Below are 21,876 nucleotides of genomic sequence, written 5' to 3'. Positions count from 1 at the left end.
GAAGTGAAACCGCAGGCTCTGTGCTGTATATGCAGGGTAGGAACCTAGGCCTGGTGGCGACCGCCGCCGGTAGAACCGTGATCGGCGTCGGCAGCGCCGCGGGCGGAACCGTCAATGCCGGTACCCGGGATGTCCTTATCGGAGACATTCTGGGCCTCGAGCAGGTCGCGGATTTCCGCGAGCAATTCCTCGGAGGTTGGGGCAGGGGCCTCAGGGTCTACACCGTGGCGGCGCTTAGCGGCCTCGGTGAGCTTATTGAGTGGCATGACGATGAGGAAGTAAACCACCGCGGCGATGATGAGGAAGTTAATCGCTGCAGTGATTACTGCGCCGAAGTCAACAAACGTGTTCTTGTTGTCGGTGATCTGGAAGCCTAGGCCGTCCACCTCAGCAGAGCCAAGGGAATTGATGATCGGCTGGATGATGGAGTCAGTAACGGCGGTGACGATCGCGGTGAAGGCGGAGCCGATGATGACTGCGGTGGCAAGTTCGATGACGTTGCCGCGCATAATGAAGTCTTTAAAACCCTTGAGCATGGTGATATGCACGAACCTTTCTGGGAATAACTAAGGGTTGGTATAAACCATGGACACCGCGAAACTTTAGTGCAGCTGTTAACCAACCACAACTGTTGTGGCTGAAAGGGTCTAGCGTTGCTGTGGGTGAGCGCGGTCACCCACGATAACTACAGTGAGTGGCTGGCTTAGCGACGCAGCGGCTACATCATTGGCGTGGTCATGGGGCAGCGCGAGCAAAACAGTAGAGGAAGAGGCCTCGCCTTCGGCGCTGGAGGTCGACACCACGCGCCCGCCGGTGGCGATAACGCGCGCGGTGGGCGTTGCGGGAGCCGACCCCTCTGCGGCTGGGGCGGATGCGGCGTCGACGGCGGTTACCACGTCCACGGTATCGCCATGGTGCAGGTGGGGGATGATGTCTGGCTCGGCGAGCTTCACCGGGATCATCCGCGCAGCCGCGGCGTCGGAGCCACCGACCAAGCTGGAGACGAGGTCTTCTCCTAGAAGGCGCGCATCGGTGACCACCTCACCCTTGCCGGCTGCGGCGGTAATAACGCGGCCGGTGAGTTCTTCTGGCTTTGCCGCTACTGCGGAATCGGGGATGGAGGAGGCAGGAAGGCGGGCCAAGTCGACGTCGGCAAGCGCCAGCTCCGCGCCCGCAGGCAGATCGCGGCTAAAGACGGGAACGCGCGGCAGCTCCTTGGCCGCAGATAAGGCCGAAGCCAGCGCGGCAATAAGAAGGGCCACCGCAATGGCGCGGCGCACTACAACGCCGCGGCGGTGGCCAGGAGTGCGAAGGGTGGAAATGAGGCGGGGCATACGCGAAGTGGACATACTTTTTTAGACTGCCCGAAACCGCGCATGGTTCCCGCACCCTAAAACTAGAAGCGTGTGATGCCCTCTGCGGTGACGACGGCATCAACCTTGCGGTCATGGTCCTCGGTAGGCAGCTCGTCTAGGAATTCGGAAGGGTAGACCATGGCGAAAACCGGCGGCTTGCCGTGGGGAAGCGGCTCTAGCGCGCGGTCATAGTAGCCACCGCCCTTGCCCATGCGGTTGCCCTTGGCATCTACCGCCATGGCGGGGGCGAGCACCAGATCGCACTCGGCCAGCACGCTGCTATCAAAGCTTGGGCCCTGAGGCTCATTCAAACCCAATGGGCTAGTGTGCATGGCTTCCTTGCCGCGGTATTCGGCAAAGGTCAACGTGCCATTCTCACCGGAAATCGGCAGGAGGACGCGGGAGACATGCTCCTTGAGCCACGGCACAAAGTCCGCACCACCGGGCTCAGAGCCCAAAGGCCAGTAGGCGGCCACCGTCATGGACTCGGTTAGCTCGGATTCGAGATGCTTGCGCACGGCGGCGGTAAAAGCATCGTGGTCCTCGGAGGAAAGTTCGCGGCGGGCTTGGACCAAGCGGGCGCGCAGCTCGTTTTTGGCGGTGATGGAAGAGGTCATGAATAAATCATAACCCCGCGGCGTAGCGGTGCACGGGAAAATAATGTGGCGTTGTACGCTATTGTGCATGGCTATAGAACGCGAAGATTCCGCCCGCGGAATCACCACGGTTGTAGTTCCAGCGGCAGGTATGGGCACCCGATTTTTGCCCGCCACCAAGACGGTTCCAAAGGAACTGCTGCCCGTTGTTGATACTCCCGGCATCGAACTCATCGCAGAGGAGGCGGCCTCTGTCGGCGCGCGCCGCCTTGCGGTGATTACCGCGCCCGATAAACAAGAAGTCATGCGCCATTTCGAGGCTTTCCCCGAGCTGGTAGAGACCCTTGAATCCCGCGGCAAGGACGAGCAGGTGGCCAAGGTCAAGCGCGCCAACCAGATCATTCACCCCGTCGCGGTGGAGCAGGAAAAGCCGCTGGGCTTGGGCCATGCGGTGGGCCTTGCTGAAGAGGTGCTTGGGGAAGACGAGGACTCCTTCGCCGTCATGCTCCCTGATGACATTGTCTTGCCCGCCACCGTCATGGCGGATATGGCGCGCGTGCGCGCGGCATTGGGCGGCAGCGTGCTGTGCGCCTTCGAGGTCCCGCGCGAGCAGACCTACAACTACGGCGTCTTCGACGTGGAAGATACCGATGCCCCTGGCGTGAAGAAGGTCGTGGGCATGGTGGAAAAGCCGGCAGTAGAGGAAGCCCCTTCTAACCTCGTGGCCACCGGCCGCTACCTTTTGGATCGCAAGATCTTTGATGCCCTGCGCCGCATTAAGCCGGGCAAGGGCGGCGAGCTGCAGCTTACTGACGCCATCGAGCTCCTCATTGAGGAAGGCGAGCCCGTCCACGTGGTAGTTCACCAAGGAAAGCGCCATGATTTGGGCAATCCCGGCGGCTATATCCCCGCCAACGTGGACTTTGGCCTGCGCGATGAAAAGTATGGTCCCACGCTGTATAAAGCGATTAAGAAAATCATGGCCGAGTATGAGGACGAGCACGGCCTAGCCTAGGGATTTTCCCAGTGGCCAAGGACGTGGAAGCGAAGAAAGGGCGGGCATAGACCTTATGCGTTCAGTTGATGACCAGTTGGCGCTGGTAACGGATGCGGCGACGACGCCGGAGCCGGTGCGCATCGGTATTTCCAACGCGCTGGGTTTGATGTGCGCCGAGCAGGTACAGGCTAATCAACCCCTGCCGGGTTTCCCGCAGGCGGCTATCGACGGCTACGCGGTGCGCGCCGTGGATATCGGTGGCGAGCGGGGCCTGCGGGTGCGTCGCCACAAGGACCAGGAAGAACAGTCCGCAGAGGGCGAAGAGGATGCGGATTCCCCGCAGCCGGAGGTAGAGCGTTCCTTGCCCGTGGTGGGGGAGGTTCCGGCCGGCTCCAAGCAGCCGCTGCGCCTGCAACCTAAGCAAGCGGTGCGCGTATATACGGGTGCGCCTTTGCCCACGCTTGCCGACGCCGTCCTGCCCCTCGAGTGGACCGACCGCGGCCGCAAGCGCGTTACCGCCCACCGCCCGGTGCGCTCTGGTGACTTTGTGCGCCGGGTAGGCGACGACATCCAGCCTGGCGATGTCGCCGTATCTTCCGGCACCGTTTTGGGCCCCGCTCAGATTGGCCTTCTAGCCGCGGTAGGCCGCTCAAAGGTGCTGGTGTATCCGCGGCCGCGTATTACCATCATCTCCTTTGGCCGCGAGTTGGTTGACTTGGATCAAGAACCGGCACTGGGCCAGGTTTTTGACGTGAACTCTTATTCCTTGGCTGCCGCGGCCCGTGAAGCCGGGGCGGAGGTGCACCGCGTGGGCATTGCGGAGGGCGAGCCGCGCCGCATCCGCGAAGCATTGGAAAAGCACATTGCCCGCAGCGAGGTGCTGGTCATCTCCGGCGCAGTAGGCGGCGCTGGAGCCGAGGCCATCCGCGAGATCCTCGACGATCTTGGTGATGTCGATACCTCCCGCGTGGCCATGCATCCCGGCTCCGTCCAAGGCTTTGGACTGGTGGGAGAGGAGCGCATTCCTACCTTCTTACTGCCGTCCAATCCGGTGTCCGCGCTAGTGGTCTTTGAGGTATATATCCGCCCGCTCATCCGCTTGGCGCTGGGCAAGCGCAATGCGCACCGCCGCGTGGTGCGTGCGCGCGCGTTGAACCACATCGATTCCCGCCCCGGCCGGCGCGGCTTCATCCGTGCTCGCCTGATGCGCGATGCCGAAACCGCGGATTACTTGGTGGAAGGCCTCGGCGGTGCCGCGGGTGCCCCGGCACACCTCTTGGCCGGCCTCTCCGAGGCCAACGCCATGATTCGCGTGCCGGAAGAGGTCACGGAAATCCGCCCAGGCGATGTGGTTGATGTGTTGTTTTTGACCCAGCGCAGCTAATGCTCGATCCTTTCGGCAACGCGGCGGATAGGTTCCGCCATCCTGCTACCGGCCCCACCGATGACATGCACCCGGGGTGGCCGGAATCTACTCCTATTGTCCAGCTTCCCTCCTCTTCTGTCTTTCCCTCGGGGGCGCTGATGCGTTTGCGCCCCCTGCTGCGTTCCGACGGCCACGAGTGGCGGCGTCAGCGCATCGACGATGAAGGCTTCCTCCGCCCGGTTGAGCCGACCCAAGCCGCACCGTGGGCGGCAGCGCATAGCCAGCAGGCGTGGTGGAATCACCTGATGTACCTGCGCACGGCCGCCCGCGAGGCGCTGGTGGTCCCGCTTGTCATTGAGGTGGAGGGGAAATTCGCAGGGCAGGTAACCCTGGGAAACATTCAGCATGGCAGCATTCGCGATTGCTGGATTGGCTACTGGGTCTATTCTGCGGTTCACGGCGCCGGGGTGGCTACGGCCGCGACCGCCTTGGGCGTGGACCATGCCTTTGGGCGGGTGGGTTTGCACCGCGTGACCGCCACCTATCTGGAGCACAACCCGGCCTCGGGGCGCGTCTTGGCCGCCAACGGATTCCGACATGAGGGGTATTTGCGGCGCAATCTGCATATCGACGGCGCGTGGCAGGACCACCACTACGTGGCGTTGGTGAAAGAAGACTTTGCCTCTACGGCGGTGGAGCGCCTCCGCCAAGCTGGACGGTTGGCGTGAAATAGCGTCCCAATCGCTGGAAACCCGACCTCAATTTTCACATAAGTCACAACATTGTAATTTGTGTGATTTTGGGGTGCTACGGTGCGGTTTCACCGTTTAAGGTGGAGTAATCATCTGTATTCAAGGGGAAGGTCCTTTTCGTGTCGACAGCTGTGCCGATTATCGCGATCATCGTGGTGTGGCTCTTCGTACTCGCACCGTGGCTATTGGGTAGGAATAATCGCCCAATGAGCCATACCGGTGAGGCCTTTGAAGATACCCGTGTCCTCTTTGAAGGAGATTCCGGCAAGGTCGCCGGCCGACGTCGTCCGCGCCTGCGCGCCGACGACGTCCACCGCCGTGACGATGAGGACGAGGCGGACTACGAAGTCGTCGAGGCTGCAGACGCTACCGACAGTGAAACCGATACCGAGGCCACCAAGCCCTCGTCGCGCTCCGTAACTATTGCCGGTGCCGCACGCCGTGCCAAGTCCCAGCCCTTCGGTAGCGGTAGCCGTGCGTTTACTGCCGCGTCCACCTCCACCACTGGCGAAGAATCCACGCAACAGGCAGAAACCATCGACGGCGAATTGGTGGAAGAAGTGATTGCAGATGAAAACGAGTCTGCAGTCGAGCCACAGGCAGCTGCGGTTCCTGCCTCCCAGCAGGCTGATGCGGACAAGGAAGCCAACACCGCAGAGGCGGACGACGTCGACGACGTGCTGCTGGAGGACGAGGACGACGCCGCGGACGAGTCCACTGAGGACAAAGCCTCCGATGTTGCTGCGTCCGAGGCTGAGGTATTTAGCGCCCCAGCTGTCTCTAGCGTGGCGAACGATGCCTATGCCTACGACGAAACCTTTACCTCGCCGGTAGACCTCATGTATCCGGGAGCCGTTGACAAGGCCGAGGTCAATGAGGATGACTCCGTAGATCCTGCCAGCGCGGACGAGGTAGACGAGGCCGAGGGATCCGAGGAGCTCGCGGCGACCGCCGAAGCAGACGAAACCGGCATGGATACCGACCTGTCCGAGGACGAGGTTGAATTCGCCCAGCGTCGTTTGGGCCGCGGTGGCTGGGACCCGGTTGCGGAAAAGGAAAAGTCTGCAACGCGATACCAGCGACGTCAGCGCACCCTGCTGGGGCTTGCCGTGACCGTGGTGCTCACGGTAGCCCTCGGAATCGTGGTCGGTGGTTGGACGTGGTGGTTGGCTGCCGTCGCCGGCGTGCTCACCGTGGCTTACTTGATCGCCCTTCGCTCTCAGGTACGCCAGGAACAGGCACTGATGCGCCGCCGTGTGCGCCACCTGCGCCGCGCCCGTTTGGGCGTGCGCAACGCCGAGGACGAAGAGCTAAAGATTCCGCGCAATCTGCGCCGCCCAGGCGCCGTGGTTGTGGAAATCGACGATGAGAGCCCGGACTTCGTGCACCTTCCGCTGAGCTTTAGCGATGGTGAGGACGGCGACTTTGACGGCCCGCACGCCGGGCCCGATGGTTATGGCCGTCGCGATGACCTAGCGGCCCGCCGCGCTGGATAAGCGCGCGTGGCGGACTAGCTAGCAGCGCCGTGGAGCTCGTCGGTGCCCGCTGTCTGCGAGTTCGCGAGCGCGTTGTACTCCTGCGCTAGGCCATAATTCGGCACGCCGCTCTCCAACCACACCCCGGAGGTACCGCGGCGATGGGAGCCGATAAGGTGGGTGTCAATCATGCCGATGGCCTCCATGAGGGCGAAACAGGTAACCGGTCCAACGAAGCGAAAGCCCTTCTTCTTGAGTTCGCGGGACATGAGCTTGGACTCGTAGCTCTTTTTCGGAATATCTTCCATCACGGTGGGGTAGAGGTTCTCCGGAGGCTGGTAGGCCCAAATGAACTCCGCCAGCCCACCTTCTTCGCGCAGAGCGATGGTCGCCTTGGCGTTATTAATCGCGGCGCGGATTTTGGTTTCGTTGCGGATAATAGAGGCGTCGCCAAGCAAACGCTCCACGTCCGTCTCATCGAATTGGGCGACCTTGTCCGGATCGAAGTTGCAAAAGGCCGCACGGAAGGCCTCGCGCTTCTTGAGCACCACTGCCCAGGACAGGCCGGACTGGAAAGACTCGAGGCTCAAGCGCTCGTAGAGTCCAGCTTCATCGAAAATGGGCAGGCCCCATTCGGTGTCGTAATACTCCTTCAGCATCGGCGAGGACATCGCCCAAGGCGGGCGGCCTAGGCCATCATCGTCATAGACCAAGGTGGTGCGCTCTTCGGACTGCGTGGTTGGTTCGCTCATGGTGTGTTCTCCTTTTATCTTTTGTGCGTGGTTCCCATTGAAACAGCCCGCGCCGCTGTGTTCTTTTCCTTCCCCCGCCAAAGGGCGAATTTCCCAGGAGTATGGGTGTAGTCCATTGCCTTCGCATCGGGTGAGGGGTTCAGGGTAATCTGTTCAGCATGAATAGACCTGCCGTACGCGATGCCGCACTGCTTATTTTTCGAGCGGTCCTCGGATTAATCTTTATCGCACACGGCGTGGACAAGATGTTTATGACCGGCATGGATGAAACCGTGGGGCAATTTTCCGCCCTGGGGGTGCCGCAGCCACAGCTTTCCGGCTATATCGCCGCCATAGGAGAGATGGCCGGCGGTGCATTCCTCGTCGTTGGTCTGCTCACCACTTTTGTCGCTGGGGCGCTGGCTTTGCTTATGGGGTGTGCCCTGTATTTCGTGCATCTGGGCCACGGGCTTTTTGCTGCCGATGGGGGAATCGAATACCCACTGGTATTGCTGTTGTCCCTGCTGATGATCGTAATTTTTGGCTCCGGCAGAGCCAGCATGGACGGGGTGCTCAGCAATGTTGACGCATAGTCAGGTCCAAGCGGCTATCTCCGCGCACATGGATGGAGAGCACTCCGATCTGTCCCAGGACGTCATTGATACTCATCTGGAAAGCTGCGCCGAATGCCGCGCTTTTCGCGACAAGGCGGCCGCGCTATCGCGTTCACTGAGCTTTGTGGAGCCTGCGGATTCCGGAATGGCGCCGCCTACGGATCTTTCTGATGTCATCTTGGCCGGCGTGGAGCCGGAATGGCGGCGTACCGCGAGCGCGCGCCAAGCCAACCTCACGGTCGCGCGTGCCGCCATGGTTCTTATGGGTGCAATCTTTGCAATCTGGGCAGTGGTGCTCATCGTGCACGCCTCCGGGCTCGTACCGTTGGGCGAGGAAGGAAAGATTTTGGATCCCACTGCGGATCCGGAGCGAGCCAACCTGCTGATGGAGGGCGCGGCAGTGCGCTTTGGCATGGCCTGTGGCCTATTCTTCAGCGCCTGGCGCCCCGCGGCAGTCACCGGATTGCTTCCGGTATCGGCCACGATGTTTGCCTTCCTCTTCGGCTTTGGCATGCGCGATATAGCGCTGGGTACCGTAACCATTGAGCAGGTGTATTTCCTTATCGCCACCGCACTGGCAACTCTTAGCCTGGCGTGGGCCTGGGCGGCGGAAAAGGGCTACCTGGTGCGCGCGTGGTGGAAGTCCCTCAACGCGCAGCCACAATAAGCTTCGTTCAGTCGCGGTTAGGTCCAGCTCGGCAGCCACATCATGGAGTGGTACCAGGAATCTGGAATCTTGTAGCCGTACAAAATGGGGGAGAAGTAGAAGAACATCGCCACTACCATGGCTAGGTAGAACACGGCGGCGATGGTGCCCCAACGTACGGGGCCGCCGGCCAAGCTCTTCAGCCATCCCCACCGCACAGGCCTGCCATGCCCGATGAGCTGGCCTAAAGCTAACGCAATAAGCACGATGACAAAAGGAATGAAGGCCGTGGCGTAGAAGAAGTACATTTGGCGGTCAAAGGCCGCGAGCCAGGGTAAGAAGCCTGCCGCAAAGCCGACCAGGGGGATAAGGAAGGCGCGGTTGCGGCGAATAATGAGCGACCACAGGCCCCACAGCACGGCCGGGATGACTAGCCACCAGATGGCCGGGGTGCCAAAGAGGTAGAGCATCTTGCGGCATTCGCTACTGCCATCGCCGCACTGCAGGTCGGTGGAGGAGTAGTACAGGATCGGGCGGGCGGCAACGAGCCAGGCCCAGGGCTTGGAATCCCACGGGTGATGATGGCCGCCGGAAGAGGTCAGGCTGGCATGGAATTCCAAGACAGAGGAGTGGTAGTAAAACCAGCCGGCCAAAGAATCGGGCAAGTTCATTAGCCACGATCCATCCTCGATGGTGCCATCCACCTTGGCATGGCGGTACACGGCGGTTTCGGAGGCAAACCAAGCCCGCCAGGTCCAGGCGTAGAGCAGTACCGGCACGAGCACAAGGGAGGCCAGGGCAGCAGGGGTATCGCGCACCAGGGTGCCGAGGATATAGCGGCGTACCCCATAGCGCTTGCGCAAGGCAAGGTCGCTAAAGACGGACATCAGGCCAAAGAACATGATGAAGTACAGGCCGGACCACTTGACGCCCAGGGAAAGTCCCAGGCAGACACCTGCAAGGAGGCGCCACCAGCGGAATCCAAAGCGCGGTCCGAAGGCGGAAGAGCCCATCCGGTCCTTCACAAACGCGTTGTGGAGGCGCTCGCGCATCTGATTATGATCGCGGGCGAGCGCCCAGGCGGCAGCTACCACGAAAAAGACTTGGAAGATATCCAGCATGCCGAACTTGGAGGAGACCAAAAGTACGCCATCAAATACGGCGATGAGGCCAGCTAGGGTTGCTACCTGCCAGGATGAAGAGACCCGGCGGGCCAGGGACATCGTCAAGAGCACGGTGGCTGCACCGAAAAGCGCCGTCATAAAACGCCAGCCCAGAGGGGAATAACCAAAGATCCATTCGGCAAGTGCCACAATCTGCTTGCCCAGCGGTGGGTGAACCACCAGCCCATAGCCGGGGTTGGTTTCAATACCGCCGATAAAAAGGTTATCCCAGCTTCGCACCATGTCCCAGGCTTGGGGAACGTAGTGCTTTTCATCAAAGACGGGCGTGCCCTTGGAAACGGGCGCGGTAAGGCCGACAAAGCGGGTAATGAGTGCAAGGACGCCGACGACGCTAGTGCTTATCCAGTCAGCCTTGCCCCACTGATAGGCGCGGGGTGCTGGCGGAGCCACGGTGTCGTGCGTGGTGCGCGATGGGGCAGCGGTAGCAATAGTCACTTGGTTGAGTCTAGGCGACAACGTAGCGCAACCGCGCATTAGAGAGTATGGAATGCTAGAGGCATGTCTGTTTTAAGTCTGGATCCACTACCGCGCGGGGTAATCCTCGCCGCCACTCCGCTGGGAAACGTAGGAGATGCCTCCGCGCGTTTAATGCATGCCTTGCAGCATGCGGACGTCATTGCGGCCGAAGATACGCGGCGCGTGCGCAATCTGGCCCAGGCCTTAGGGATCGAGATTTCCGGGCGGGTGGTGTCCAATTTTGATCACAATGAAAAGGACCGAGCCCAGCAGCTTATCGACGCCGCCGCGGCTGGCACCGTCCTCGTCGTCACCGATGCCGGCATGCCTATTATCTCGGATCCGGGCCTGTCCCTTGTGTCCGCTGCAGCCGAGCGCGATATTCCCGTGACCTGTTTTCCCGGCCCCTCCGCAGTGCCGACGGCCCTGGCGCTTTCGGGCCTGGGCGTGGGGCACTTCCTTTTCGACGCCTTTCCTCCTCGCAAGCCCGGTCCCCGCAAGGCGTGGCTGGAGTCACTGCGCAACGAAAAGCGAGCCATCGTCTTCTTCGAATCTCCTCACCGCGTGGCCGAAACCCTGGCCGAGGCAGCGGAAATTCTCGGCGCCGACCGCCCGGCCGCGGTGTGCCGGGAGCTGACCAAGACCTATGAGGAAATCCGCCGCGGCAATTTGGGTGAGCTTGCCGAGTGGGCAGTAGACGGTGCTCGGGGAGAGATCACCGTGGTGATCGAGGGCGGTACAGCCGCTGCCGCTACCGCCGCAGACTTGGTGCCCAAGGCGCTCGAGCTAGCGGAGGCGGGGATGCGGCTGAAGGACGCGTGCAAGCAGGTAGCCAAAGGTACTGAGGTTTCCAACCGCGAGCTTTACGACGCCGCCTTGGATGCACGCAAGGCCTAGCCTCACCGATGGTTTCGATTACGTCACACCCCGCATCGTTCCTAGACGGTTTCACTAACGGGGTCTTTGTAATTGAATTGTTATAGTGTTCGGGCGTGTGGGCGGCTTAAAGCGGTATTTACATGGGGAAATGAAGCGTAAAAACCTTTCAAATTATCGTGGAAAATCCCTGGGAAACGGCGTTGAGCAGCGAGGTTTCTCTGTGCTTCGTTTGATAATTGAGTAGTTCCGCACCACTGTATAGCTCATGACAAACTCGGAAAATATGGGCACAGGCGTGCCAGAAGAAGGAAAGGAACCGGTCGGCGCACAGGCGCAGCCGGCTTCTGCTTCTTCGAGCGGGCAGCCTATTGAGAATTATCAGACTGTAGACGAACAGCTGGACGCACAATCTGCCACCGGCCAGCTTCAGGATATGATTCACTCCGATGGTTTCCACCCGGAGCGCTATGACGATCCTGAGGTGGAAATCGCGGCCGATCGTGACAATATGCCAATCGATTGGTCCATCGTCGGCATTGCCGGCGTGCTGATTGCCGCGATCGTTGTGTGGGGCCTGGCCGCCCCGGATAACTTTGCCAACTTCTCCTCTTCGGCCCTGACCTGGGTCGTGGACAACTTCGGTTGGGCCTATATCCTCTTCGGCACCGTCTTCGTGGTGTTCGTTGTCTTTATTGCCGCCTCCAAGTTCGGCTCCATCAAGTTGGGCCACATTAATGAGGAGCCGGAATTTTCCACGCCATCGTGGATTGCCATGATGTTCGCCGCCGGTATGGGCATTGGCCTGATGTTCTACGGCGCTTCCGAGCCGCTGGCTAACTACCGTGACGGCACCCCAGGCCAGGGCACTGGCAACGTGGGTTCGTCCATGGCCTATGCCATGTTCCACTGGACGCTGCATCCCTGGGCGGTCTACGCCATCGTTGGCTTGGCCATCGCGTACTCCACCTTCCGCATTGGCCGCAAGCAGCTATTAAGCCAGGCCTTCGTGCCGCTTATCGGCGAGCGTAACGCCAACGGTGCGGTGGGCAAGTTCATCGATGTCCTGTCCATCTTCGCCACCGTCTTCGGTACCGCCTGCTCCCTGGGCCTGGGTGCCCTGCAGATTCAGGCCGGCTTGAAGGCATCCGGAATCATCGATAACCCCACCAATTCCGTGGTTATTGGCATCGTTCTGGTCCTTACCCTCGCATTCCTCCTGTCTGCGATGTCCGGCGTGGGCAAGGGCATTCAGTACATTTCCAACGCAAACATGGTCCTCGCCGCAGTGCTGGCCATCTTCGTGTTCATCTTGGGCCCGACCGTTACCATCCTCAACCAGATTCCTGGCTCCATCGGTAACTACCTCAACTACTTCACCGAGATGATTGGCCGCACGGCCGAGTCCGAAAACGGCGCCGCCGGTGAGTGGCTGTCCGGCTACACCATCTTCTACTGGGCATGGTGGGTTTCCTGGTCCCCATTCGTGGGCATGTTCCTGGCACGCATCTCCCGCGGTCGTTCCGTCCGCGAGTTCTGCCTCGGCGTCCTGCTTATTCCAGCCGGCGTATCCACCCTGTGGTTCGCTATCTTCGGCGGCACCGCTATCCACATGGAGCAAAACGGCGAATCCATTACCGGCGAGTCTGCTGAGGAAGAGCTGTTTAATCTCCTGCAGTCCATGCCCGGCGGCTTCATTGCCGGTATTGTTGCGGCAATCCTTCTGGCTACCTTCTTCGTCACCTCTGCTGACTCCGCGTCCACGGTGATGGGCTCCATGTCCCAAAATGGTGCTTCTACCGCTAAGCCGTGGCTATCCGCGGCATGGGGCGCACTGACTGCCTTGGTAGGCCTGACCCTGCTTCTGGCTAATGAGGACGCACTGTCTAACCTGCAGAACGTCACCATCGTTGCTGCACTACCGTTCCTGTTCATTGTCGTTGGCCTGATGTTCGCCATCTACAAGGCACTGAGCGAGGATGTTATTTACCTCGAGTACCGCGAGGCACAGCAGTTCCAGCGCAAGATGGCCCGCGAGCGCCGCTTGCACCGTGAGTACCAGCGCACGCAGGTACTTAAGAAGCGCCGCAACGAGCGCCTCAAGCACCCAATGAAGCGCAAGTAATTCGCACCCTTTGCGGTTGCTTTCATAGCGCCCATCGTTTCCTCAGCAATGGGGAAGCGGTGGGCGCTTTGTTCTGAAAAAGCGGTTCACCTGCGAAGTAAATGTCTGCCCTGATCGTGTGGACAAGAGCCGGCTTCGATACAGTAGAACCCATGACTGAGTCTGTAGTAGTAAATGTTGCCTGGCCCTATGCCAACGGCCCGCGCCACATCGGCCATGTGGCCGGCTTTGGTGTTCCTTCTGACGTCTTTGCACGTTTCCAGCGAATGCGTGGCCGCAACGTACTCATGGTCTCCGGTACGGACGAGCACGGCACTCCGCTATTGGTTCAAGCGGACAAAGAAGGCGTATCCGTTCGCGAGCTCGCAGACCGCTACAACCGCCAGATCGTCACTGACCTAGCCAACCTCGGCCTGTCCTACGATCTCTTTACTCGTACCACCACCCGTAACCACTACTCCGTGGTACAGGAACTCTTCAAGGGTCTGTATGCCAATGGCTACATGCTCAAAGAGACCACCCAGGGCGCTATTTCGCCGTCTACCGGACGCACCCTGCCGGACCGCTATATTGAGGGCACCTGCCCCATCTGCGGTGCGGATGGGGCCCGCGGTGACCAGTGTGATGAGTGTGGCAACCAGCTCGACCCGGTGGACCTGATTAACCCGGTCTCCAAGATCAACGGCGAGACCCCGAAGTTCATTGAAACTGAGCACTTCCTGCTGGATCTGCCCGCCATCAAGGAGGAGCTGCAAAAGTGGCTTTCCACCCGTGAGGACTGGCGCCCAAACGTCCTGAAGTTCTCCCTGAACTTGCTAGAGGATATGCGCCCGCGCACCATGACGCGCGATATTGACTGGGGCATTCCCATCCCCGTTGAGGGCTGGCAGGACAATAACGCCAAGAAACTCTACGTGTGGTTCGATGCGGTCATCGGTTACCTGTCTTCCTCTATCGAGTGGGCATACCGCACTGGTCAGCCTGAAGCCTGGAAGGACTTCTGGCAGAACCCGGAGGCCCGCCACTATTACTTCCAAGGCAAGGACAACATCACCTTCCACTCCCAGATCTGGCCGGCCGAGCTTTTGGGCTATGCCGGCAAGGGCAACAAGGGCGGTGAGCTTCACCAGTACGGCGAGCTGAATTTGCCTACGGAAATTGTCTCCTCTGAGTACTTGACCATGTCTGGTTCTAAGTTCTCCTCCTCCAAGGGCGTTGTCATCTATGTCAAGGATTTCTTGGCGGAGTTTGGCCCAGATGCCCTGCGCTACTTCATCGCCGTGGCCGGTCCGGAAAACAACGACACGGACTTCACCTGGGATGAATTTGTCCGCCGCATCAATAATGAACTCGCCAATGGCTGGGGCAACTTGGTCAACCGCACCGTTTCTATGGCGTTTAAGAACTTCGGTGAGGTTCCGGCACCAGCAGCGCTGGAAGAAAAGGATAAGGAAATCCTGCAGCTGGCGGAAGAGACCTTCGAGACCGCCGGTTCTTTGCTGGAACAGTCCAAGTTCAAGCAGGCGATTACCGCCATCATGCACGTCGTCGGCGAAGCCAACGCTTATATCGCAGACCAAGAGCCATGGAAGTTGGCCAAGGATGAGACCCAGCGCGAGCGTCTAGCCACCGTGCTGTGGACTGCTCTTCAGGTGGTCTCTGACTGCAATGTCATGCTCACGCCGTACCTGCCGTTTACCGCACAGAAGGTTCATGAAACCTTGGGCCGCGAGGGCGTGTGGGCGGTCCAGCCAGAGGTCCATGATGTCAAGGACGATATCCCGGTAGAGCTCGTCGGTGCTGGCTTGCCGCCAGAGGGCCACGAGTATCCGGTCATCATGGGTGACTACACCCAGCAGCAGGCAAAGTGGGAGCGCATCCAGGTAGAGCCGGGCACCGCCTTGGCCAAGCCGAAGCCGCTCATCTCTAAGCTCGACCCGGAGCTGGGCGAGACTGGCCCGGAGTGGGCGCCTGTTACTAAGTAATAGCACCTAAAACGGCCGCGTTATTGCTCTTTTCCAACAAAGAAGAGGGCGTAACGCGGCCGTTTCTATATTCCGGTGTGGAAGGAAGGAGTTCGAAATACCGAATCCTTGCCCGGAAGGGTGGTTTAGCGCTCGAAATCGCGCTGGAGGTGTACCAAGCCGAGGCGGACGCCATCCTTGGTATGGATATTCGGCATGCGGCCGGTCTCGGTAAAGCCGAACTTCTTGTGTAGGGCGATGGAACCCTCGTTGGTATCGACGATATAGGTAATAATCGTCTGTACGTAGGTGTCGTCGGCGGCGACGTCCATGAGGGCGTCGAGAAGCTCGGAGCCCACGCCCTTGCCCTGAGCGGAGGGGGCAATGTAGACGGAGTCTTCCACGGTGCCGTAATAGATGGCGGGGGTTACGAACTGGAAGTAGGCCGCCCAGCCAATGACCTCATCATCGTCCACGGCTACAAAGACCGGGGAGCCGGCCTTAAACATTTCCTTGAGCCACTCTTCGCGGTCAGAGACATCTTCTTGCCACGTGACCAGGTTAGCGGCGGGTTTCGCTGCGGAGCCGGCGTTGTAGATGGCGGTGAGCGCGGGGGCGTCGGCAAGCTCGGCAGGACGGATATGCATAGAAATTCCTTTACACCAGAAGTTGTAGGTGGGTGAGGCTCAACCAGTGATCGAACTTGTAGCAAACCTCTTTAAGAGTACCCACGTTTTCAAACCCGAACTTTTCATGCAACTTTAGCGATGCAACATTGGTGGAAACGATGAGCGCGAGCAGGGAATGGACCTTATCATCGGCGCGGGCCGCATCCACCAAGGCGCCAAGCAACGTGGTGCCTACGCCCTGGCCCTGAGCGGCGGGGGAGAGATAGATGGTGGTCTCATAACAGCCCGTCCACACCTGCGGATCGCGGTAAGGATGGTAGAGCGCCCACCCCAGGTAGGCACCAGAATCGGACTCCGCGATGAGGCACGGGCAGCCCTCTTCCCAGATGTGGCACAGGTAGTCCTCGCGCTCTGCGATGCTAGCCGGGGTAGTGCGGAAGATGACGTCGGTGTGCTCGATGGCCCAGTTGAGGGTCTCGGTCATGGCGGGCACATCCGCAAGGCCAGCGGGTCTGATCAACATGGCAGCCAATATTACAATTGCCCGTATGGCTAAAAAGAAGCGACGTCCCACTCCCGTTCCGGCACCGGGCCTAAGCGGCCTCATCGATGCTCACACGCATCTGTTTTCCCACAAGGACACCGATGAGGTGCTGGTCAATCGCGCGCGCACCGCCGGTATTAGCCGTATGGTGACGGTGGGCGATGACCGCCGTGAATCGGCCGCGGCGCTGGCTACTGCACATTCCTTTCCGGATGTCTATGCCGCCTGTGCCATCCACCCGGTGTGCGCCAATGAGTTGGATGCGCCAACCAAGGTGGCGCTGGAGGAGATGGTGGTGGATCCGCGCTGCGTAGCGGTGGGAGAGACTGGCCTCGATGCCTACTGGGTGCAGCACGAGCCGGAGACCACCGCGACTATGGCTCAGCAGGAGGAATCCCTGCGCTGGCATATTGACCTTGCGGTACGCCATGGCAAGACGCTGATGATTCACAACCGCGAGGCGGATGCGGACTTAATGCGCATTCTTGCCGACGCCCCCTCACCCGACACTGTCATGCTGCACTGCTTTTCCTCGCCGCTGAAGGTGGCCGAGGAAGCCTTGGAGCGCGGCTACGTATTGTCCTTTGCTGGCAACGTCACCTTCAAGCGCAACGCCGAGCTGCGGCAGGCGGCGGCGAAGGCACCGGCTGGTCAGCTTCTGGTGGAAACCGATGCGCCATATATGACGCCAGAGCCCTACCGGGGCCAGCGCAATGAACCGGCTCTTATCGGGCACACATATGAATGCATCGCTCGCGTGCGCCATCAGACGGTGCAGGCGTTAGCGGCGGAGGTAAACGACACTTTTGATCGCGTTTACGGCCTGCGCTAACGCCTAGGTGACGGTTTTCACAAAAATAAAACCCGCTGGTCAGGGGTGGCGGGGGTGTTTGGTGTGGCGATTGTGTGTCCAGTGAGGCGTGTGGTGGATTAGTCCTCGACTTTGTGGTGCTGTTATCGTATCGTTATTAATCGTTCGTTTAGGTCTAGGGTCTTGCAGCGCCGCTCTCGGTGCGGCAGCAGCGGATCTGAGCAAGGGAATTGCCTGCGTGGATTTCTTTGCTGACCTAAACTCTTGTAATTGTTGAAACCTGCACTACCGGAGATTCATTCAGCATGTCACCTCATCAGATCAAGCGCCTCAATAACTCCCGCTCGCTGCCACTGCGTCTGGCAACGGGTGGCGTATTGGGCACCCTGGCCGTCGGCGGCGTGGTAGCCGTTGCGGCACAAAAGGACGTCACCGTGGACATCAACGGCGACAAGGTGGAGTTGGCTACCTTTGCCAAGGATGTCGACGGCGCGCTGGAGGCAGCCGGCGTGCAGGTGAGTGAGGAAGACATCGTCTCCCCGGCCCCGTCCGAATCCGTGGGTGATGGCGATGAGATTTCCGTGCGCACCGCCAAGCCGGTGGCCGTGACCATCGACGGTGTGCAGCAGCAGCTGTCCACCACCGACCTCACCGTTTCTGACCTGCTGGGTAGCCTCAACGGCGTGGTCAAGGGTGCTTCTGTGAAGTCTGGCGATGCCGACGTGGACGAGGACGCCCAGCTGGAAGAGGGCATGGACCTTGAGGTTGTGTCCCCGAAGATCGTCAAGATTAATGATGGCGGCAAGGTCACTTACACCAAGATTGCCGCTAAGACCGTCGAGGATGTTCTCAAGGCCCGCAATATCGACGTTGATGACGATGACCGCGTCTTCCCGTCCAAGGAGACCAAGGTTACCGAAGGCATGTCCATCAAGGTGGACCAGGTTTCTACCACCGTCTATGACTCGGAAGAAGAGTTTGACGCCGAGCCCAACTTTGTCGATGACCCGGAGCTGGAAGAGGGCACCGAAGAGGTCCGCGAGGAAGGCGTTAAGGGCAAGCGCGTTATTACCCACAAGCTGGTAATGAAGGACGGCGCTAAGGAATCCAATGACGTCATCAAGGAAAAGGTGACCGTCGAGCCTAAGGCTGCCACCATTGCCCGCGGCACCAAGAAGGCCGAGGAGAAAAAGCCGGAGGAGGGCGGCAACTCCGGTGCTGCTGCTCCGGCGGTGGCCGATGGTTCCGTGTGGGATTCCATTGCACAGTGTGAGGCCACCGGTAACTGGGCTATTAATACCGGCAACGGCTTCTCCGGTGGCCTGCAGTTCACTCCATCCACCTGGGCAGCATTCGGCGGCACCGAGTACGCGCCGGAGGCATGGCAGGCTTCCCGCGAGCAGCAGATTGCCGTGGCAGAAAAGGTGCAGGCAGCGCAGGGCTGGGGCGCTTGGCCGGCATGTACTTCCAAGCTGGGCCTGCGCTAAACCGCAGCGCTTCTTGGCCGCACACCCACTGTGGTGTGCGGCCTTTTTGTCTCTTCTACTAAGTTAGAAAGCATGACTGATTCCACCGGCGCCGCGCTTTTGGGTCCCGTAGAGATCCGCGCCCTCGCGGAGAAGCTCGACATCGTGCCCACCAAGAAGCTAGGGCAGAACTTTCTACATGACCCGAATACCATCCGGCGCATCGTCGCCGCGGCGGAGCTGGACCCCACAGACCGCGTCCTCGAGGTAGGCCCCGGATTGGGATCGCTGACCCTTGGCTTGGTTGAGGCCGTGGGGGATGTGACCGCGGTAGAGATCGATTCCCGCCTGGCGGCGCAGCTGCCCGATACCGTGGCCGAGCGTGCCCCTGAGTATGCGCCGCGCCTGCGCGTAGTGGAAAAGGACGCGTTGCGCGTGACAGATTCTGACGTCACGGAGCCGACTGCCCTCGTGGCCAACCTGCCGTATAACGTCGCAGTGCCGGTTCTACTGCATTTGTTGGAGACTTTTTCCTCCATTCGCCGCGTGCTGGTGATGGTTCAGCTGGAGGTGGCGGACCGTCTCGCTGCCCAGCCCGGCAGCAAGGTTTATGGGGTGCCCTCGGTCAAGGCGGGCTTCTATGGCAAGGTCTCCAAGGCTGGCACGATTGGCAAGAACGTCTTTTGGCCCGCGCCCAATATTGAATCCGGGCTGGTGCGCATAGACGTCTTTGCAGACGCCCCCTGGCCGGTCACCGATGAGTCGCGGGCTAAGGTGTGGCCGGTTATCGACGCCGCCTTTGCCCAACGCCGCAAGACCCTGCGCGCGGCATTATCTGGACACTTTGGCTCGGGTGCCGCCGCCGAGGAAGCTTTGCGCGCAGCGGATATCGATCCGAAGCAGCGCGGCGAGAAGCTCGCCGTAGAAGACTTCGTACGATTGGCGGGAATCTAAATGAGTGCACCGCTAGATAACGAACCGTTCGTCTATACCGCGCGCGCTCACTCCAAGGTCAATATTCACCTCGGTGTGGAGGAACCGCGCGAGGATGGGTTCCATGAGCTTGCCAGCGTCTTTCAGTCTTTGGAATTGCATGACACCGTGACGCTCACGGACTTGGGTAATCCCGAGGTGGATAAGCCGCGCATTCAAGGCTTAAAGGTCACGGGCCCTCATGCACAGGGCGTGCCAGAGGACTATACAAACTTGGCGTGGACCGCGGTTAACCGCATCATGCAGTACCTATACACCACCCATGGGCCGAAGGCGCTGCCGGAGGTAGCGCTGGAAATCCACAAAGCCATCCCTACCGCCGGTGGCATGGCGGGCGGCTCTGCTGATGCGGCCGCCGCGTTGCGCTTAGCCGAGCGCTGCTATGGCGGCTACTACAACATCGACTCGGTGGGCGAGCCGATTCTGGACGCGCTAGGCGCGGCGCTAGGCTCGGATGTTCCCTTTACCCTGTTGGGCGGCACCGCGCTCGGTACGGGGCGCGGCGAGCAGCTTACCCCGATGATGGCGCGCGGTACCTACCATTGGGCGCTTATCGCCTCGGACCGCGGGCTATCTACCCCGCAGGTCTTTCACAAGCTGGATGAGATGCGAGAAAAGGGTCGCGGCGGCGCGCCGCACATGGATACTGCGGCAGTATCGCAGGCGCTTATCTCGGGCGACCCGCACCGGGTGGCAGAGCACTTGCATAATGACCTGCAGCCGGCGGCGCTTTCCCTGCGCCCGGACCTGCGCAAGACGCTGGAGGCGGGTGTGGCCGCCGGAGCCCTCGCGGGCATCGTCTCCGGCAGCGGTCCGACCTGCGCCTTCCTCTGCGCTGGGGCAGAGGAGGCTAGGGAAGTGGTCTCCCAAGTGACGGTGGAGATTCCCGGAACCAAGGGTGTGGCTACCCATGGACCCGCTAGCGGCGCCGTGGTGCTGTAGCTAGAGCACCGTCATCTCGGTGGGCTCGATGTCGAGGTCGAAGCGGTTGACTTCCTTTTCTTGGAGGAGGTCGATGACCACGAGCTGCTTCTTTTGGGCGTCGGTAATAAAGGCGTAGCCATCGGCAGCTTGCAGGATTGGCCCCGGCTGCTGCCATTCCTTATTTTCCTTCCACTTGGAGATGGCATCGATCTGCGAGGTGATTTCGCCGGAATCTGGGTCGATGATGTTGAGTTTGCCGTCGGTAGTGAGCACCAGTGCCTCGCCTAGCGGGCCGCGGGCCAGGGAACGGAACCAATAGGAAGCATCGAGGTCAACCTTCTTCGCGGAAAAGTCCTTGGTATTCACCAGGGTTACGGAGGTGGGGCGTTCGAGCTCTGCAACCTTGTCGATCTTATTATCGGCCAAGATGACATCGGATTCCTCCGAACCGGCAGCATTGCCCGAGCGCTGGTAGCCGCCTGCACCGGCATAGGCGGAGGCATCTACCTTGTGGAACTTGGTGCCGTCGAAGACTACAGGGCCGTCCTCGCAGCCGAAGAAGATATTGCCGTTACCAGCGGCGGCCTCGCCGTGTACGCCAGGGCACTCGGTGGTTTCAGTAAGGACCTTGCCCTCCTTGTCCAGGTGCTGGATGGTGTGGCGCTCGTCCTCGGTTCCCTTGGTGATAACTACCGAGCCATCCTTCAGCGGTACGGCCACGCCGTGGTGTGCAGCCCCCGTCTCTACGGTATTGACCGGCTGGGCATCGTCTTTGCCCATGTCTTCGGTCTTGTAAATTTTCGCTACGCCATCGCCATCAGAAAACAGTGCGGTAAAGCCGTCGTGGTGGACCACATGGCCGGCGTGCGGGGCCTTGATAGGGGCGTCGCCAAGCGAAGGCTCAGCGGTGTAGTAGTGGTTGTGATCGCCGTGGCCCTTGGTGATGCGCCCGGTGTCGTAGGTAAGGAAGCTATCGCCTTTGGTGACCACGACGTGGCGGTCATCGCCGGCATCGCTCAAGCGCAGGAAGGCATTCATTTTGTCCTCGCCGATTACCTTGCCGGTCTTGGCGTCATAAGTACGCAGTCCGTCCGCGTGGGAAATGACAATGCGGGTGGGCAGCTGGGCTACCTCGGTCTCGCCCTCCTCGGCTTCGAAACCTTCGTGCGAGTGCCCGGCGTGGTCATGGCCGTGCTCATGCTCATGCTCATGGGCGTGCTCGTGAGCGTGGTCCTCCTCGCTGTGCGCGTGGTCGTGGGAGTGCAGGGAATCCTTTTCCTCTTCGGTGGGGGCGGAACAGGAGGCAATGGCTACTGCCGCGGCAGAGAGCACCGCGCAGAGGGAAAGTGTGTAATGCTTCATACATAGGCAC

The 21,876-nt window shown here is 60.4% G+C and carries 21 protein-coding genes; 13 read left to right on the top strand and 8 right to left on the bottom strand.

Features of this window, described 5'->3' with window-relative positions; genetic code table 11:
• Positions 1-44 precede the first annotated feature (44 nt).
• The 3 genes from mscL to MHY13_RS06530 all read right to left on the bottom strand — a co-directional run bounded on the left by mscL (position 45) and on the right by MHY13_RS06530 (position 1,972).
• Positions 45-536 carry a large conductance mechanosensitive channel protein MscL gene (gene mscL / locus MHY13_RS06540; RefSeq protein ID WP_239228107.1) on the bottom strand — a complete coding sequence of 164 codons (492 nt, stop codon included), beginning with the start codon at positions 534-536 and terminating at the stop codon, positions 45-47.
• A 111-nt stretch (positions 537-647) separates the two neighbouring features.
• The gene (locus tag MHY13_RS06535; RefSeq protein ID WP_204611455.1) at positions 648-1,334 is read right to left on the bottom strand and encodes an SAF domain-containing protein; all 687 of its coding nucleotides are present in this window, start codon (positions 1,332-1,334) and stop codon (positions 648-650) included.
• A 62-nt stretch (positions 1,335-1,396) separates the two neighbouring features.
• Positions 1,397-1,972: a 5-formyltetrahydrofolate cyclo-ligase gene (locus MHY13_RS06530; RefSeq protein WP_204609784.1), complete on the bottom strand. Its 576-nt coding sequence runs from the start codon at positions 1,970-1,972 to the stop codon at positions 1,397-1,399.
• Between the two features lie 67 nt (positions 1,973-2,039).
• On the opposite strand from MHY13_RS06530, the gene MHY13_RS06525 reads away from it, so the two are divergent.
• The 4 genes from MHY13_RS06525 to glpR all read left to right on the top strand — a co-directional run bounded on the left by MHY13_RS06525 (position 2,040) and on the right by glpR (position 6,562).
• The gene (locus tag MHY13_RS06525) at positions 2,040-2,966 is read left to right on the top strand and encodes a UTP--glucose-1-phosphate uridylyltransferase (protein WP_204609782.1); all 927 of its coding nucleotides are present in this window, start codon (positions 2,040-2,042) and stop codon (positions 2,964-2,966) included.
• Between the two features lie 55 nt (positions 2,967-3,021).
• Positions 3,022-4,332 (top strand): gephyrin-like molybdotransferase Glp, encoded by a 1,311-nt coding sequence (glp, locus tag MHY13_RS06520; RefSeq protein WP_005329134.1) that lies wholly within the window; start codon positions 3,022-3,024, stop codon positions 4,330-4,332.
• Complete coding sequence (locus MHY13_RS06515) at positions 4,332-5,042, top strand: GNAT family N-acetyltransferase (RefSeq protein ID WP_239282435.1); 711 nt, start codon at positions 4,332-4,334, stop codon at positions 5,040-5,042. Before glp ends, MHY13_RS06515 begins: the two co-directional genes overlap by 1 nt.
• Before the next feature lie 143 nt (positions 5,043-5,185).
• A complete protein-coding gene (gene glpR / locus MHY13_RS06510; RefSeq protein ID WP_204609778.1) occupies positions 5,186-6,562 on the top strand; it encodes a gephyrin-like molybdotransferase receptor GlpR in 1,377 nt (458 codons plus the stop codon).
• A gap of 14 nt (positions 6,563-6,576) precedes the next feature.
• On the opposite strand, the gene MHY13_RS06505 is transcribed toward glpR, so the two are convergent.
• On the bottom strand, positions 6,577-7,293 hold the full coding sequence (locus tag MHY13_RS06505; protein WP_204609775.1) for a DNA-3-methyladenine glycosylase I: 717 nt from the start codon (positions 7,291-7,293) through the stop codon (positions 6,577-6,579).
• A 158-nt stretch (positions 7,294-7,451) separates the two neighbouring features.
• On the opposite strand from MHY13_RS06505, the gene MHY13_RS06500 reads away from it, so the two are divergent.
• Together MHY13_RS06500 and MHY13_RS06495 are read left to right on the top strand one after the other, a co-directional pair.
• Complete coding sequence (locus MHY13_RS06500; RefSeq protein WP_049379053.1) at positions 7,452-7,865, top strand: DoxX family protein; 414 nt, start codon at positions 7,452-7,454, stop codon at positions 7,863-7,865.
• On the top strand, positions 7,852-8,553 hold the full coding sequence (locus tag MHY13_RS06495) for a zf-HC2 domain-containing protein (RefSeq protein WP_204609773.1): 702 nt from the start codon (positions 7,852-7,854) through the stop codon (positions 8,551-8,553). Before MHY13_RS06500 ends, MHY13_RS06495 begins: the two co-directional genes overlap by 14 nt.
• Positions 8,554-8,570: 17 nt before the next feature.
• Here the strand turns inward: MHY13_RS06495 and MHY13_RS06490 are convergent, their stop codons facing one another.
• Positions 8,571-10,190 carry a dolichyl-phosphate-mannose--protein mannosyltransferase gene (locus tag MHY13_RS06490; protein ID WP_239282433.1) on the bottom strand — a complete coding sequence of 540 codons (1,620 nt, stop codon included), beginning with the start codon at positions 10,188-10,190 and terminating at the stop codon, positions 8,571-8,573.
• Between the two features lie 24 nt (positions 10,191-10,214).
• Here MHY13_RS06490 and rsmI point away from each other — a divergent pair, with 24 nt between their 5' ends.
• The 3 genes from rsmI to metG all read left to right on the top strand — a co-directional run bounded on the left by rsmI (position 10,215) and on the right by metG (position 15,158).
• Positions 10,215-11,069, top strand: a complete 855-nt coding sequence (gene rsmI, locus MHY13_RS06485; RefSeq protein ID WP_239282431.1) for a 16S rRNA (cytidine(1402)-2'-O)-methyltransferase — start codon at positions 10,215-10,217, stop codon at positions 11,067-11,069.
• A 247-nt stretch (positions 11,070-11,316) separates the two neighbouring features.
• Entirely contained in the window at positions 11,317-13,173 is a 1,857-nt protein-coding gene (locus MHY13_RS06480) for a BCCT family transporter (protein ID WP_200435995.1), read from the top strand.
• Positions 13,174-13,325: 152 nt separating this feature from the next.
• Positions 13,326-15,158, top strand: coding sequence for a methionine--tRNA ligase (gene metG, locus MHY13_RS06475; protein WP_204609761.1), 1,833 nt, complete (start codon positions 13,326-13,328; stop codon positions 15,156-15,158).
• Positions 15,159-15,283: 125 nt separating this feature from the next.
• Here the strand turns inward: metG and MHY13_RS06470 are convergent, their stop codons facing one another.
• Both MHY13_RS06470 and MHY13_RS06465 read right to left on the bottom strand, forming a co-directional pair.
• Positions 15,284-15,784, bottom strand: a complete 501-nt coding sequence (locus tag MHY13_RS06470; protein WP_239194411.1) for a GNAT family N-acetyltransferase — start codon at positions 15,782-15,784, stop codon at positions 15,284-15,286.
• A 10-nt stretch (positions 15,785-15,794) separates the two neighbouring features.
• Positions 15,795-16,289, bottom strand: coding sequence for a GNAT family N-acetyltransferase (locus MHY13_RS06465; protein ID WP_204609757.1), 495 nt, complete (start codon positions 16,287-16,289; stop codon positions 15,795-15,797).
• Between MHY13_RS06465 and MHY13_RS06460 the strand changes: the two genes are divergently transcribed.
• From MHY13_RS06460 to MHY13_RS06445, 4 genes are all read left to right on the top strand, one after another.
• Positions 16,288-17,142: a TatD family hydrolase gene (locus MHY13_RS06460; RefSeq protein ID WP_204609755.1), complete on the top strand. Its 855-nt coding sequence runs from the start codon at positions 16,288-16,290 to the stop codon at positions 17,140-17,142. The two genes, MHY13_RS06465 and MHY13_RS06460, sit on opposite strands and share 2 nt — an antisense overlap.
• 284 nt (positions 17,143-17,426) lie before the next feature.
• On the top strand, positions 17,427-18,608 hold the full coding sequence (locus MHY13_RS06455; protein ID WP_239282429.1) for a resuscitation-promoting factor: 1,182 nt from the start codon (positions 17,427-17,429) through the stop codon (positions 18,606-18,608).
• Between the two features lie 72 nt (positions 18,609-18,680).
• Positions 18,681-19,541, top strand: a complete 861-nt coding sequence (gene rsmA, locus MHY13_RS06450; protein WP_204609751.1) for a 16S rRNA (adenine(1518)-N(6)/adenine(1519)-N(6))-dimethyltransferase RsmA — start codon at positions 18,681-18,683, stop codon at positions 19,539-19,541.
• Positions 19,542-20,522, top strand: a complete 981-nt coding sequence (locus MHY13_RS06445) for a 4-(cytidine 5'-diphospho)-2-C-methyl-D-erythritol kinase (protein WP_204609749.1) — start codon at positions 19,542-19,544, stop codon at positions 20,520-20,522.
• Here MHY13_RS06445 and MHY13_RS06440 read toward each other — a convergent pair whose 3' ends face one another.
• On the bottom strand, positions 20,523-21,866 hold the full coding sequence (locus MHY13_RS06440) for a hypothetical protein (protein ID WP_204609747.1): 1,344 nt from the start codon (positions 21,864-21,866) through the stop codon (positions 20,523-20,525). It lies immediately after the preceding gene.
• Between the last annotated feature and the right edge of the window lie 10 nt (positions 21,867-21,876).

This window comes from Corynebacterium sp. ACRPE, from assembly GCF_022347435.1.
Lineage (GTDB): Bacteria > Actinomycetota > Actinomycetes > Mycobacteriales > Mycobacteriaceae > Corynebacterium > Corynebacterium tuberculostearicum_D.
This window is presented reverse-complemented; position numbering and strand designations above follow the sequence as displayed.